This is a genomic window from Rhodococcus oxybenzonivorans (genome assembly GCF_003130705.1).
Taxonomy (GTDB): Bacteria; Actinomycetota; Actinomycetes; order Mycobacteriales; family Mycobacteriaceae; genus Rhodococcus_F; species Rhodococcus_F oxybenzonivorans.
The window spans coordinates 2152820-2164543 of the sequence record NZ_CP021354.1 but is presented as its reverse complement, the minus strand read 5'-3'; the positions used below and the strand labels follow the sequence as shown (position 1 = coordinate 2164543).

Genomic DNA, 11724 nt, shown 5'->3' with positions numbered 1-11724 from the left:
TCCGTTTCAGTTCATGGTGGGGATGACGAAGTGGTTGTCAGGAGCGGAGCCTGCTTCCTTCTTGCCCGAGGGCCAACGCTGCGTCACGGTTTTGGTCTTGGTGTAGAAGCGGAACGAGTCGGGACCGTGCTGGTTGAGGTCGCCGAAGCCGGAGCGCTTCCACCCGCCGAAGGTGTGGTACGCGATCGGCACGGGGATCGGGACGTTGACGCCGACCATGCCGACGTTCACGCGGTTGGTGAAGTCGCGGGCGGTGTCGCCGTCGCGGGTGAAGATCGCGACGCCGTTGCCGTACTCGTGCTCGGTGGGCAGACGCAGCGCCTCTTCGTAGTCGGCGGCACGGGCCACCAGCAGGACGGGTCCGAAAATTTCTTCCTTGTATACCCGCATGTCGGTGGTCACCTTGTCGAACAGGGTGGCCCCGGCGAAGAAGCCGTTCTCGTGGCCCTCGAGAGTGAACCCGCGGCCGTCGACCACGGCCTCCGCTCCTTCGTCGATGCCGATCTGGATGTAACTGTCGACGCGCTCGAGGGCGTCCTTACTGACCAGAGGCCCGAAGTCGGCGTTCTCGTCGTCGCTGCGACCGATCTTCAGGCCGGCGACACGCTCCTTCAGCTTCGCGACGAGAGCGTCGGCCGTCTCCTCGCCGACCGGAACGGCAACCGAGATGGCCATGCAGCGCTCGCCGGCCGAACCGTAACCCGCGCCGATGAGCGCGTCGGCCACCTCGTCGAGGTCGGCGTCGGGCATGACGATGGCATGGTTCTTGGCGCCGCCGAAGCATTGCGCGCGCTTGCCGTGGGCAGCAGCGGTCTCGTAGATGTACTGCGCGATCGGGGTGGACCCGACGAAACCGACTGCCTTGATGCGGTCGTCGGTGAGGAGGACGTCGACCACTTCCTTGTCACCGTTGACCACGTTGAAGACTCCGGCCGGCAGACCGGCCTCGAGGAACAGTTCGGCGAGGCGCAGCGGCACCGAGGGGTCGCGCTCGGAGGGCTTGAGGATGAAGGCATTACCGCACGCGAGGGCCGGTCCGGCCTTCCACAGCGGAATCATGGCCGGGAAGTTGAACGGGGTGATCCCGGCGACGACACCGAGTGGCTGGCGCATGGAGTACACATCGATGCCGGTGCCCGCGGACTCGGTGTACTCACCCTTGAGCAGATGCGGGGCGCCGACAGCGAACTCGATGACCTCGAGTCCTCGTTGGATGTCGCCCTTCGCGTCGGGAACGGTCTTGCCGTGCTCGGACGAGAGCAGGCGTGCCAGCGAGTCCATCTCGCCCTGCACCAACTGCAGGAACTTCATGAGGATGCGTGCGCGCTTCTGCGGATTGAAAGCGGCCCATTCGCGCTGCGCTTCCACCGCGTTGGCGATGATCGCCTCGGTCTCGGCCTTGTCCGCCAGCGGCACCCGCGACTGCACCGCACCGGTGTTGGGATCGTAGACGTCGCCAAACCTGTTGGAGGCACCCGGTATACGCTTGCCGCCGACGAAGTGGGATAGCTCTTGAACCATTGTGCGAACCCGTTTCTTGCTCGATGAATCAGGGAGTTCCGAATATGTAGCCCATCCTATAGTTGGATGTCCTTGCATGTCTAGGTGCGAATCGCGAGACGCCGGGCGTCGTGAGCCAACCGTCGGTCATGCCGACGACTCACGGCTCGTCGGCAGACGCGAAGCGAGCAACGAACCGGCGTTGCCACGGTGTCTCCACGGCGCGGGGAGAATAGTGCCGGCGGACGTAGTCGACCGCCGCCGAGTTGGGCACTCCGTCGAGTACGGCGAGGCAGGCAAGCGCTGTGCCGGTGCGCCCGACGCCTCCCCCACAGGCGATCTCGACGCGATCCGACTCTGCGCGCGCCCACACTTCGCGCAGCGCAGCCGTCGCCTCGCTGCGATCGGACGGCAACCAGAAATCGGGCCAGCGAAGCCAGCGATGTTCCCACTCGACGGACGGCGGGCGGCGGCCCAGCAGATACAGCGCAAAGGTGGGATGGGGAGCGGGCGGAACCGGGCGCCTCAGCCCCCGTCCGCGCACGCGTCGACCCGACGGAAGTTCCAGCACTCCGGCCGCGCGGGGCTGCCACGGATCGGTCACCGTACGACCATAACCCGCGTCGTTTCCGGCATACCCGTCGACGAAAGCATTCGGCGCGCGTGGTTTACCGATCAAGGAACGGTGGTATCTATTTCGTGGAGTCTGGCCGCCCGGTTTTTCCGCGGACGCGACCCGACGAGGTGCGAACGAGGGGTGCCGGCATGACCGCGACGGTTGACGACCTTGTCCAGTCCACCGCTCGACTGCGGTCCGATCTGAACGCGTTCGAACAGCGGATCAAGGACCTTACCGAAGCATTCGACTTGCTCGACCGGAGCCTGCTCACCAGCAGCGACGAATCCGTGGTGCTCGAGGTGATCGACAATCTCAGTGACGCCCGTCTGGATTTGACCACCGCGGACCGGCACCTCGAGGCCGCTGTGCGGCACGTCGAGCGGCTGTCCTTGGCTTGACCGCAGCGGCAGCCGCCGACTGCTACCCGTGAGGTTTGCCGACTCCATCGAGTGGGGATGCTCGCTCTGTGAGCGCATCCGCGCTGCATCCGGCCGAATTTTCGGGGAGGGTCGTCATGAACACAGTCACGTCCGGGCTCGTCGCCGGAGCGGCCGGGGTGACCGCACTCAACACGGTGACGTATCTCGACATGGTGGTCCGCGGCCGTCCCGCAAGTACGGTCCCCGAAGAGACGATCGATTCGGTCGCCGCGAGTCTCGGAGTTCGAATACCGGGGCGCGGAAGTGCCATGCAGTCCCGCCGGACGGGGCTGGGCGCACTCGGCGGAATTGCTGTGGGCCTGGGCATTGCAGTGGGCGCCGGCCTGGTCCGCCGCACCGGAATTCGCTTGTCGCCGACAGTAGGTGCCGTAGCCATCGGTGCGGGTGCGATGGCTGCCACGGACATCCCGATCGCCGTCCGCGGCATCAGTGATCCGCGGAATTGGTCGGTCCAGGATTGGCTCAGCGACATCGTCCCGCATCTGGCATACGGCGCGGCCGTGCATGCAGTTCTCCGACAGCAGGACGCGAAATTATCGCTTCTGTGACACCAACGCGTCGAGATAGCGCCGCGTCATCACCTTCTGCACTGCCCGGTTCGCGGGGCCGCCGAGTCGGGTGAACCACCGGCCGGGCCGCGAGAAAGCGGAGATGCTCGCAACGACGGTGTCGTCCGGTCGGTGTTCGACGACGAATCGCTCTTCCCCCGTTTCCGGGTGTCCCTCGAGCGACCCGTAGGCGAAACCCTTGACACGGGGCTCGTCGACGACGTAGATCACCCGGCAACAGAAGGTGAGTCCGACCGGACCGATCCCCCACCGAAGCTCGACGGCGGCGTCGGGAGTCGCCGTAGGAGTATCGAGGCCGACCTTCACGCCGGCGCCGCGGTGCATCCCCCAGGTGAACAGCTGTGCGACGGCGGAGTCGAACACTGCGGAACCACGACCGATCACCTTCTGCTCGTCGAGATGGTGGTATCCACTCGGAAACGGAAGGTCGCGACTGGCGCCCACCTCGGTATAGGTGAACTCGCGCATGTCACAGCGTTTGCGGCTGACGGCAGGCTCCTCCCGATCACCGGTCGGCCCGATGCCGACCGCACGAACGCCAGCCTAGTCCGCGGTGCGGCCGGCGGTGCGTCGAAAGGATGTGCATCCGATGAGTTGTCGAGGTGGCCGTACCGCAATCGGATTAGGATTGCAGTGGACGTCATCCACTCGGAGGAGCACGCCATGAGCATCGTCGACAAGGCCAAGAACGCCGTCCAGCACGCTGCGGGAAGGTCCCGGGAATCGATCGGCCGGGCCACCGGAGACAACGAGCTGAAGAACATCGGCAAAGCGGATCAACGGAAGGCCAGTGTGAAGAAGGCCGCCGAGCGAGTCAAGGACGTGTTCAAACACTGACCCGGAGCGGGCTTTCCGGAGCGCTTCCCCTCCGAACGCACCGTCAGGCACGACGGTGCGCTCGCGGTTGCGCGATATGTTGTACGGCCGCAAGACCTTCAGGAGTGCCGGGCCAATGCCGGGCAAGTGCGTGTGCGCCCGCTCGACGGGTCACCGAGCGTAGAACGAGAGCCACCACCAGTGCGTCATCGGCATATCCGATGACGGGGATGAAGTCGGGTATGACGTCGATCGGTGCGGCGAGGTAGATCAGTAGAAGCGTGAGCCGGATGCGGATGCCCCGGGGAAGCGTGGGATCTCCTGCCAGTCGACGCACGAGACGCACGACGTCCGGCAACAACCGAAGTACATCGGTAACGGGCATAGTCCCGGGATTCGCTCGCATCAGAGCGACCACCAGCAGCAGCCAGAACACAGCGATGCCGGCAGCCGCACCGACGATCATCGGCCAGGCCGCTGCCCACAGCTCGTGCAGGGTCACCTACCGATTCTCCCGCTCACGGCGGGGAGCACCACATCACCCAACGCCAGGATCAACGGAGATGCTGATATAGCGTGTTCAGGTCCGCGATGGCGGCGTCCACCTCGCGCTCGTCGGCACACACGGATCGGATCGCCTTGCGCAGCAGCAGTGGGTCGAGGTCGTCGACCGCCGCCCGGAAGTCGGTGTCGGGCAGGGCGGGTAGTTGGGCGCTGTCACCGAACCAATCGGCGACATCCTCCTCGGCGGTGCCACCGCCGACTCCCTCGATCAGCATGTCGAGGTCGACCCCGCGCAGGGTCAGTATCTCCAAGGGGTTCTCGTCGATCCGCTCCGTGGTCAGATATGCGACCGCAGCGGCGTGCTTACACGGCCAGCCGTCGTCCGGACAGGTGCAGTCGTACTGGAGCGCCGAAGAGCCGGACGGTAGCAGGAGGGGGCCGAGAATTTCCGGCACTGCCCCACCCGCGAGCATCGCAAGGCTGCCGGGCTGTTTCCGCACCAGCGTGACCAATTCGGCGATCTCGCCCTCGTCGAGCCGGTCGATCGAGACGGTTGCGACGAACGGCTGGAGCTGGCTGCCCTGGACTTCGCCGGTCACCATCCCATGGCGGATTTCGAGGGAGACGACCTGTCCGCTGCGCGCGTAGCTGCGGCCACGGCTCATCCGCCCCTTGTCGCCGACGAACTCGATGATGTCGACCAGTTCCCGTCCCCACCAGGTGTGGCCGAATGCTCCCCGCCGCGAGCGTGCTGCCAGGCCGCCCTGCACCGGTCGTCGTGAGCCGTACCGAGCGAAATGCGGTGCCGGTCGCCGATCCGTCATTCGCCGACCGCCTCGTCGCCGAGTCGCAGCAGCTCGCCGAGCTGTTCGGTGCTCATCTCCGTCACCCAATTCTCACCGGTTCCGACCGCGAGATCAGCCAACTCCTGTTTGGTCGCGATCATCGCGTCGATCCGTTCCTCGAGCGTGCCCACGCACACCAGTTTCCGCACCTGCACGTCTCGGCGCTGCCCGATGCGGAACGCCCGGTCGGTGGCCTGGTTCTCGACTGCCGGATTCCACCATCGGTCGAGGTGCACGACATGATTGGCCGCCGTGAGGTTGAGCCCGGTACCCCCCGCCTTGAGTGAGAGCAGCATGATCGGCGGTCCGCCGTCACCCTGGAATGCCGCCACCATGTCGTCGCGCTTCTGTTTGGTGACGCCTCCGTGCAGAAACGGCACGGCGGTACCGAAACGTTCCGACAAGTACGGTGCCACGAGATCGCCGAACTCGCGGAACTGGGTGAACAGCAACGCTTTCTCGCCGTCGGCCAGTACGGAGTCCAGGATGTCCTCGACAAGACCGAGCTTTCCCGACCGGTGCTGACCGCGGCGCGTCACCGCGGACCCGTCCCGCAGAAAGTGCGCAGGATGGTTGCACACCTGCTTGAGTTTGGTCAGCGCGGCAAGCACGGCACCCTTGCGCTTCATCCCCTTCTTGTCCTTGATCTGCGCCATCATGTCGTCGACCACCGCCCGATACAGCGCCGCCTGTTCTGCGGTGAGATTGGCGCGCACCGTCATCTCGAACTTGTCGGGGAGGTCGGCGATGACCGCCGGATCGGTTTTGACCCGCCGGAGCACGAACGGTGACGTGACGGCCCGGAGCCGGGCCACGGCGGTCTCGTCCTGTTCCCGCTCGATCGGAACGACGAAGCGTTTGCGGAACATCGCCTCGGAGCCGAGGATGCCGGAATTCGCGAAATCGAGAATGGAACGCAATTCGTCGAGCCGGTTCTCGACGGGTGTGCCGGTCAACGCCACCCGGTGCGCAGCGGGGATACTACGGGCAGCCCTGGCCTGGGACGTTTTCGAGTTCTTGATGTGCTGCGCCTCGTCGAGCACCACCCGGCGCCACTGCTGTTCCTTCAACTGCGCGAGGTCGCGTGCCAGCAACGCGTACGTGGTGATCACCAGGTCACTCGCACCGACCGCAGCCGTCAGCTCCTCACCGGTCAGCCGTTGCGGGCCGTGGTGGACATGCACACGCAGGGTCGGAACGAAGCGGGCCGCCTCTCGTTGCCAGTTGCCGACCACGGACATCGGGCACACCAGAAGCGTCGGCGAAGGCGCGTTCTCGTGCGCCAGCAACGCCAGCAGTTGCAGGGTCTTACCCAGGCCCATGTCATCGGCGAGGACGGCCCCCAGTCCGAGCCTGCTCATGAACGCCAGCCAGTCGAGCCCCCGCTGCTGATACGGCCGCAAGATGGCGTCCAGCCGATCGGGGACCGGAACCTGCTCCGGCTGCACGTCGCCTTCGAGTAACGCGGCAGCCCACCCGCTCGCCGTCACCTCGTCCACCGGAAGGCGCGAGAGATCATCGGCAATAAGGTCTTTGATCAAGTCGACGATGGCACGGTCGCCACTTCCCTGCCGTTCCGTCACGTAGCGTGCCGCGCGAGCGAGCACTTCGGAATCGGCCCGCACCCATTCACCGCGCAGCCGCACCAGATCGCTCTTGGAATTGACCAATCGAGTCATTTCGGCGGCCGTCAGGACGGTGTCCCCGAGCGCCAGCTCCCAGTCGTACTGCACCAACTGGTCCTTGCCGACCGACCGGTTCTCCGCGCTCGCCGGGGTTCCCGGCGAACTGACCCGCAACCGCATGGACGGAGATGCCACACTCCAGGCCCTAGGCAGCAACAGGCTGATGCCCTTTTCCTTCAACGCGACCGCACCATGCCCCACCAGGTCGATCACTACCGCGGTAGGGAGGAACAGATCGAGGCTGTCGGGGTCGCTCGGCACGTCCTGCAGTCGCGGATACGCCGACACGGCCTCCGTCAATTTGCGGACACCGATCTGGAGGCGGCTCGCGTCCGTGTGGTGCAGGGGAATCGGAACCGGGGCTTCGCCTTCCGGACGCAGGCACACCTCCAGCCGCCACAGGGCGGTGTCCGGATCCCAGTCCCCCTCGACGTCGGCGTCGTCCGGTTCGAGCAGGCGCAACACCAGTTCGGGCTCGTCCACTGTGAGACTGTCACGCCAGCGGTCGAGCGAACCGGACAGTTGCGGCGTTCCCTCTTCGTAGGAATCGCCGTGCACGAGCGCGGCGAGGAACGGATGCGGCGGATGGCTGCGCCGACCGTCGAGCGGGCGGTTCCCGAGAACGTGACGGGTGATCGGGTCGGTGAGTTCGGTGACGAGGTCGTCCAGCACGGAGCGGGCGCCGCTCCCGTGGCGCTGCACCGGCGGCATCGCGACAGTGAGTTCGGTCAGCCAGGCACGCTGTCGTTCACCGCCGAGCAGTCGCCAACGCGGCCACCATGTGCCCTCCGCACGATGCGTCTCGGGGACCACCCGACCGGCACGCGCCCATCGCTCGATTCCGCGCACCGTATGGGCGAGGTATCGCAAATCGCCGGCGATCCGCGAATCCCACGGCGACACCGCCAGCAGGAACCCCGCGGCATCGGGCGGGGCCAAAGCCACCGCCGGCCACTCGACCAGCTCCGGACCCGAGGGCGCCGGCATCGGCACCTTGACATGGTGCCGGAACTTGCGCTGCAATACCCGGCCGACAGCATCGGCGGCGGACTCCTCGGCCACGAGATCCCGGTCCTCGACCCACAGCATGAGTCCCGAACCGGGTGTCCAGAGACCGTGCAGCATGGACCCATCCAATCAGGCGGAGCCGACAGCATCCGAAGTCCCTGCATTTTCGGTGTAACCGTGGCCGGTGCCGGACCGATGAACGGGGTGGCGGCTGTCCGCGCCGAAGCGCACCACGGATCGCTGCCGGAACCACTGCAGTGATCGGAGGAAGACATGGACTTTGCACAGATGCTCGAAGGCTTGCTCGCCCTGCTCGAGGCGCTCGGACCCTTGATGGGCGGCGAGGGTGGCGGCGGGGGCGGCACAGGATCGTTGGGCGGCCTGTTCGGCAGCTCCTGACCTGTCGACAATGAGCCCGTCGGGATGCCCGGCGGGCTTCGTCGTGCCCGATCCGCGAACGCGCCGTCCGTGATAGGAGTTGAGGCGTGAGCACCGCATACGGCTTCCGCGAGTACGGCGGCCCCGAAACCCAGCAGTTCTTCGACGTTGCCGTCCCGTTCCCGGGCCCCGGACAGCTGCAGGTGGCTGTGCACGCGGCCGGGGTGAATCCCGCCGATTGGAAGGTGCGGGCAGGTACCCGCAAGGACACCGTGCCCGTCACGCTTCCGGCGGTGCTGGGCCGCGAGGTGGCGGGAGTGGTCACCGCGGTCGGTCCTCGGGTCGCCGACTTCGCGGTCGGCGATGCCGTGTTCGGAGCGACGGCCACCGGTTACGGCGGGTACACCGATCACACGATGCTGAATGCGTCGTCGACGGCACACAAGCCCGGGTCCGTCTCCTTCGCCGACGCCGCCACCCTTCCCGTGGCAGCAGGCACCGCCTACGACGCGATGTCCACGCTGAACCTGCCCGCAGGAAGCCGTTTACTCGTGATCGGTGCCGGCGGCGGCGTCGGGGTCGCTGCGCTGCAATTGGCGGCAGCCCGGGGCGTCAGTGTTCTCGCAGTCGCGAGCCGGAGTAAGCGTGACGTGGTCGAGTCGCTCGGCGCGGAGTGGGTCGAGTCCGGCGCCGGTTTGGCGACACGGATATCGGAGCCGGTCGATGCCGTATTCGACCTGGTCGGGGGCGACGCGCTGGCCGAAGCGGCCCGGCTCGTCCTAGATCCGGCCGCTATCGTCAGCGTCGGCGACCCGCTCGCTGCCCGTGATCTCGGCGGTTCGAGCGTGGAACGCAGACGCACCACCGCAGTCTTCGCCGAATTGGCTGCCCTGGTGGCCTCCGGTGTCCTGGACCCGCGGGTCACCCACCGCTTCCAGCTCGAGCAGGCGGGTGAGGCACTGGCGCTGGTCGAGTCCGGCCACGCCGCGGGCAAGGTCGTGATCGAGGTGGGTTAGTCGCCCGTCGCTCGGCTCGTCCCGTCAGACAGCTTCGCGAGCGGCGGAGGGCCAGCGTGTGGACCGGCTGTGGGTCGGGCGGCACAACTGCCGGCCGTCGAGCGCACCGACTCGGGCCAAGACCTGGTCGACCGCATCGACGAGCCAGTCGCCGTGCACGGTGACGAGTGGTTCTTCGGCGTCGACCGATCCGCGGCCGACGAAGTGCACCGTCCAGCCACCATCGGCGTCGGCATCCCGCAGGGCGCCGTCGGCCGTGGCGATCGCCAGGAGGTGACAGCCGAGCGTCAGATCGACGCGCACACCTACACCTGCCGCCGTCTCGGCGAGGCGTGCGGGTCGATCTGTCGCCAGGGTGAGAGCGAGGAGAGCATCGTGGTAACGCCCGATTTTCGGTGAGTCACTCATGTTCGCCACCTTTTCTACTGAGACCAAACCGTACGACGCTGTCCTGATCGTTGCCGCCGCTCATGTCGCGGCGGCGACCACAAAGTCACGAAGCGATAACGAATAGTCACGGAACGGTAACGGCGATCTCCGTGCCCTGCTGCGGCGCACGTTCACGAGTGCGAGAATCGCGGCATGTTCGTTCTCGCCCCTGACCAGTCCGTCGACAATCCTGACCGGTCCGTCGACAATGCTGAAGTGGGCGGACTGGCAGTCTCGCCGTACACGGCGGCCGTGCGACGCCTGGACAATGGGGCGCTGGCCGCTCTCGAGGTGCAGCTGCGCGGGCCCGTGGAAGGCCCACTCGCGACCCCCGAAGCACTGCGGACCGTGGCCCGGGCCATGAACGAGAAGCGTGAGCTCGACCATCTCACCTGGGACGTCGCCGGTACGGTAACAGCGGACGGCGTTCCCGTACTGGTGTCGATCGACCTCGACTCCCTCCCCGGCCTGGAGAACCGCGCAGCCGATGCCGGGTGCCTGCGCAGAGAGATCGTCGTGGTCACCGCCGCGATATTCAGTGCCGATCCGTCCCGCGCACTGCGGGCCGTCGCGGATGCACGCGGCCGCGGAAGGCTCATCGCTGTGGACGAGGTAGGCACCCACCCCGCAGCCATCGCACTGCTGTCACTGATCGAGCCGGACATCATCCTCCTCGCGCCCGCCATGATCACGCGTCGCCCGGACTCGGACATCGCCCGCACCGCGCATGCGGTGGCTGCACGCGTGGAGAGTTCCGGCGCTGTGGTGGTCGCCACCGGAGTGGGCACCGAGGTGCAGCGCCGGCGTGCGCTCAGCCTGGGAGCGACGTACGGGGTCGGCGAGCATCTCGAGGACATCGAGTCGGCCCCGGCGTCGAGGCCGGATTCCGCGACTGTCGAGCCGTTCCCGCCGGCGCCGACCTGGAACACTCCCGACCACGACTCGCGCTCACCACACGCCATCGCCTCCTCCGGGCGCACCGCTGTCCAGAGTCTCAAGCGACTCCTGGTGACCATGAGCACCACCCTCGAGACGCACGCCGCCGCCGCGGGGCCCGAAACCCTGGTGCTGGCAACCTTCCAGCGCGCCGAGCACTTCACCGACCGGACGCGTACCCGTTGGCAGAACATGGCGAGCCGGATCGCCTACGCAGGTGTGTACGGCGTCGGCATGGGTCACACGGTGGACGAGGGCATTCATCAGGCTCCCCTCGCGGCGGACGATGAGCTGGTGGAGGAGTGGAACGTCGTGGTACTGGGCCCCCACTTCTGTTGCGTTCTCTCCGCCGTGGATCTTCACCGCGGAGAGGCAGATTCGGAACGCGAATTCGACTACGTGGTCTCCTACGACCGCTCGACGGTCGTGCGATGTGCGCGCGCCGTCCTCGACCGGTTCACCGCCGATCCGAGTAGTGCCGGGTAGAGCGGCCGGAGGTCGAGCGCCGTGTCGACATTTCCGCCGCCCGGGCCATGGCGTCGTGCAGGCGGCAGGTGAGATGCTGGAACTTGTCCGCCCGCCACGCCGGAGACTCGGAGTCGGCCCATGAGCATCCTCATTCAGGTTCTCGAGCAGGGATACGCACTCACCACCCCGTGGGAGCAGCGGAAGTATGCATTCGTCGACGCAACGCACATCGTGACGATCCGCCTCGACGGGCAGTCCGGCGTCTGGCTCGACGGGATGAAACACGGTGAGGCGCATCAACTTGCCATCACGCCGGTCCCCAGCGAAGCCATCTTCTTCCTCCTCCGCACCCTCGACGTCCTGGCGGAGTGCCGAGAGAGTGGTGGGTCGTGGGTGATCGGGCACGACGGTGCCCACCTGTCCTCGATCGCCGCCGTGCAGTTACCCTTCACCTGACGTGTCGGTGGCCCGCGCGATACTGCGGGTCGACGGTTCGGACACTCGTCGAGCG

Annotated in this window: 14 protein-coding genes; 7 read left to right on the top strand and 7 right to left on the bottom strand. The window is 66.7% G+C overall.

Going from position 1 to position 11724, the window contains the following annotated elements:
* Nucleotides 1-6: 6 nt before the first annotated feature.
* A complete protein-coding gene (locus CBI38_RS10425) occupies nucleotides 7-1521 on the bottom strand; it encodes a CoA-acylating methylmalonate-semialdehyde dehydrogenase (RefSeq protein ID WP_109328619.1) in 1515 nt (504 codons plus the stop codon).
* Between the two features lie 139 nt (nucleotides 1522-1660).
* Nucleotides 1661-2104: a protein-tyrosine phosphatase family protein gene (locus CBI38_RS10420; RefSeq protein WP_109334989.1), complete on the bottom strand. Its 444-nt coding sequence runs from the start codon at nucleotides 2102-2104 to the stop codon at nucleotides 1661-1663.
* Nucleotides 2105-2265: 161 nt separating this feature from the next.
* Here CBI38_RS10420 and CBI38_RS10415 point away from each other — a divergent pair, with 161 nt between their 5' ends.
* Nucleotides 2266-2517 (top strand): hypothetical protein, encoded by a 252-nt coding sequence (locus CBI38_RS10415; RefSeq protein ID WP_109328617.1) that lies wholly within the window; start codon nucleotides 2266-2268, stop codon nucleotides 2515-2517.
* Between the two features lie 116 nt (nucleotides 2518-2633).
* On the top strand, nucleotides 2634-3107 hold the full coding sequence (locus CBI38_RS10410; protein ID WP_109334988.1) for a hypothetical protein: 474 nt from the start codon (nucleotides 2634-2636) through the stop codon (nucleotides 3105-3107).
* Here CBI38_RS10410 and CBI38_RS10405 read toward each other — a convergent pair.
* A complete protein-coding gene (locus tag CBI38_RS10405) occupies nucleotides 3093-3596 on the bottom strand; it encodes a DUF1990 family protein (RefSeq protein WP_204164905.1) in 504 nt (167 codons plus the stop codon). The genes CBI38_RS10410 and CBI38_RS10405 overlap by 15 nt on opposite strands.
* A 195-nt stretch (nucleotides 3597-3791) precedes the next feature.
* On the opposite strand from CBI38_RS10405, the gene CBI38_RS10400 reads away from it, so the two are divergent.
* A complete protein-coding gene (locus CBI38_RS10400; RefSeq protein ID WP_109334986.1) occupies nucleotides 3792-3965 on the top strand; it encodes a CsbD family protein in 174 nt (57 codons plus the stop codon).
* Nucleotides 3966-4008: 43 nt separating this feature from the next.
* On the opposite strand, the gene CBI38_RS10395 is transcribed toward CBI38_RS10400, so the two are convergent.
* The 3 genes from CBI38_RS10395 to CBI38_RS10385 all read right to left on the bottom strand — a co-directional run bounded on the left by CBI38_RS10395 (nucleotide 4009) and on the right by CBI38_RS10385 (nucleotide 8103).
* Complete coding sequence (locus tag CBI38_RS10395) at nucleotides 4009-4410, bottom strand: YkvA family protein (RefSeq protein ID WP_109334985.1); 402 nt, start codon at nucleotides 4408-4410, stop codon at nucleotides 4009-4011.
* 88 nt (nucleotides 4411-4498) lie between these two features.
* Nucleotides 4499-5272 (bottom strand): SWIM zinc finger family protein, encoded by a 774-nt coding sequence (locus tag CBI38_RS10390; protein ID WP_109328615.1) that lies wholly within the window; start codon nucleotides 5270-5272, stop codon nucleotides 4499-4501.
* Complete coding sequence (locus CBI38_RS10385; protein ID WP_109328613.1) at nucleotides 5269-8103, bottom strand: DEAD/DEAH box helicase; 2835 nt, start codon at nucleotides 8101-8103, stop codon at nucleotides 5269-5271. The genes CBI38_RS10390 and CBI38_RS10385 overlap by 4 nt, the downstream gene beginning before the upstream one ends.
* A gap of 156 nt (nucleotides 8104-8259) precedes the next feature.
* On the opposite strand from CBI38_RS10385, the gene CBI38_RS40105 reads away from it, so the two are divergent.
* Entirely contained in the window at nucleotides 8260-8385 is a 126-nt protein-coding gene (locus tag CBI38_RS40105; protein WP_257792475.1) for a hypothetical protein, read from the top strand.
* Nucleotides 8386-8471: 86 nt separating this feature from the next.
* Nucleotides 8472-9380 (top strand): NADP-dependent oxidoreductase, encoded by a 909-nt coding sequence (locus tag CBI38_RS10380; RefSeq protein ID WP_109328612.1) that lies wholly within the window; start codon nucleotides 8472-8474, stop codon nucleotides 9378-9380.
* A 24-nt stretch (nucleotides 9381-9404) separates the two neighbouring features.
* On the opposite strand, the gene CBI38_RS10375 is transcribed toward CBI38_RS10380, so the two are convergent.
* Nucleotides 9405-9788 (bottom strand): hypothetical protein, encoded by a 384-nt coding sequence (locus CBI38_RS10375; protein ID WP_109328610.1) that lies wholly within the window; start codon nucleotides 9786-9788, stop codon nucleotides 9405-9407.
* 174 nt (nucleotides 9789-9962) lie between these two features.
* Between CBI38_RS10375 and CBI38_RS10370 the strand changes: the two genes are divergently transcribed.
* Both CBI38_RS10370 and CBI38_RS10365 read left to right on the top strand, forming a co-directional pair.
* Entirely contained in the window at nucleotides 9963-11231 is a 1269-nt protein-coding gene (locus CBI38_RS10370) for a DICT sensory domain-containing protein (protein WP_109328608.1), read from the top strand.
* A 120-nt stretch (nucleotides 11232-11351) separates the two neighbouring features.
* Complete coding sequence (locus CBI38_RS10365) at nucleotides 11352-11669, top strand: hypothetical protein (protein WP_109328606.1); 318 nt, start codon at nucleotides 11352-11354, stop codon at nucleotides 11667-11669.
* Nucleotides 11670-11724 lie beyond the last annotated feature (55 nt).

What these genes read in the sequence shown, in the direction of transcription:
- CBI38_RS10425 (WP_109328619.1), bottom strand. Translation starts at nt 1,521, where the DNA reads ATGGTTCAAGAGCTATCCCACTTCGTCGGCGGCAAGCGTATACCGGGT.
- CBI38_RS10415 (WP_109328617.1), top strand. Translation starts at nt 2,266, where the DNA reads ATGACCGCGACGGTTGACGACCTTGTCCAGTCCACCGCTCGACTGCGG.
- CBI38_RS10410 (WP_109334988.1), top strand. Translation starts at nt 2,634, where the DNA reads ATGAACACAGTCACGTCCGGGCTCGTCGCCGGAGCGGCCGGGGTGACC.
- CBI38_RS10405 (WP_204164905.1), bottom strand. Translation starts at nt 3,596, where the DNA reads ATGCGCGAGTTCACCTATACCGAGGTGGGCGCCAGTCGCGACCTTCCG.
- CBI38_RS10400 (WP_109334986.1), top strand. Translation starts at nt 3,792, where the DNA reads ATGAGCATCGTCGACAAGGCCAAGAACGCCGTCCAGCACGCTGCGGGA.
- CBI38_RS10395 (WP_109334985.1), bottom strand. Translation starts at nt 4,410, where the DNA reads ATGATCGTCGGTGCGGCTGCCGGCATCGCTGTGTTCTGGCTGCTGCTG.
- CBI38_RS10390 (WP_109328615.1), bottom strand. Translation starts at nt 5,272, where the DNA reads ATGACGGATCGGCGACCGGCACCGCATTTCGCTCGGTACGGCTCACGA.
- CBI38_RS10385 (WP_109328613.1), bottom strand. Translation starts at nt 8,103, where the DNA reads ATGCTGCACGGTCTCTGGACACCCGGTTCGGGACTCATGCTGTGGGTC.
- CBI38_RS40105 (WP_257792475.1), top strand. Translation starts at nt 8,260, where the DNA reads ATGGACTTTGCACAGATGCTCGAAGGCTTGCTCGCCCTGCTCGAGGCG.
- CBI38_RS10375 (WP_109328610.1), bottom strand. Translation starts at nt 9,788, where the DNA reads ATGAGTGACTCACCGAAAATCGGGCGTTACCACGATGCTCTCCTCGCT.
- CBI38_RS10370 (WP_109328608.1), top strand. Translation starts at nt 9,963, where the DNA reads ATGTTCGTTCTCGCCCCTGACCAGTCCGTCGACAATCCTGACCGGTCC.
- CBI38_RS10365 (WP_109328606.1), top strand. Translation starts at nt 11,352, where the DNA reads ATGAGCATCCTCATTCAGGTTCTCGAGCAGGGATACGCACTCACCACC.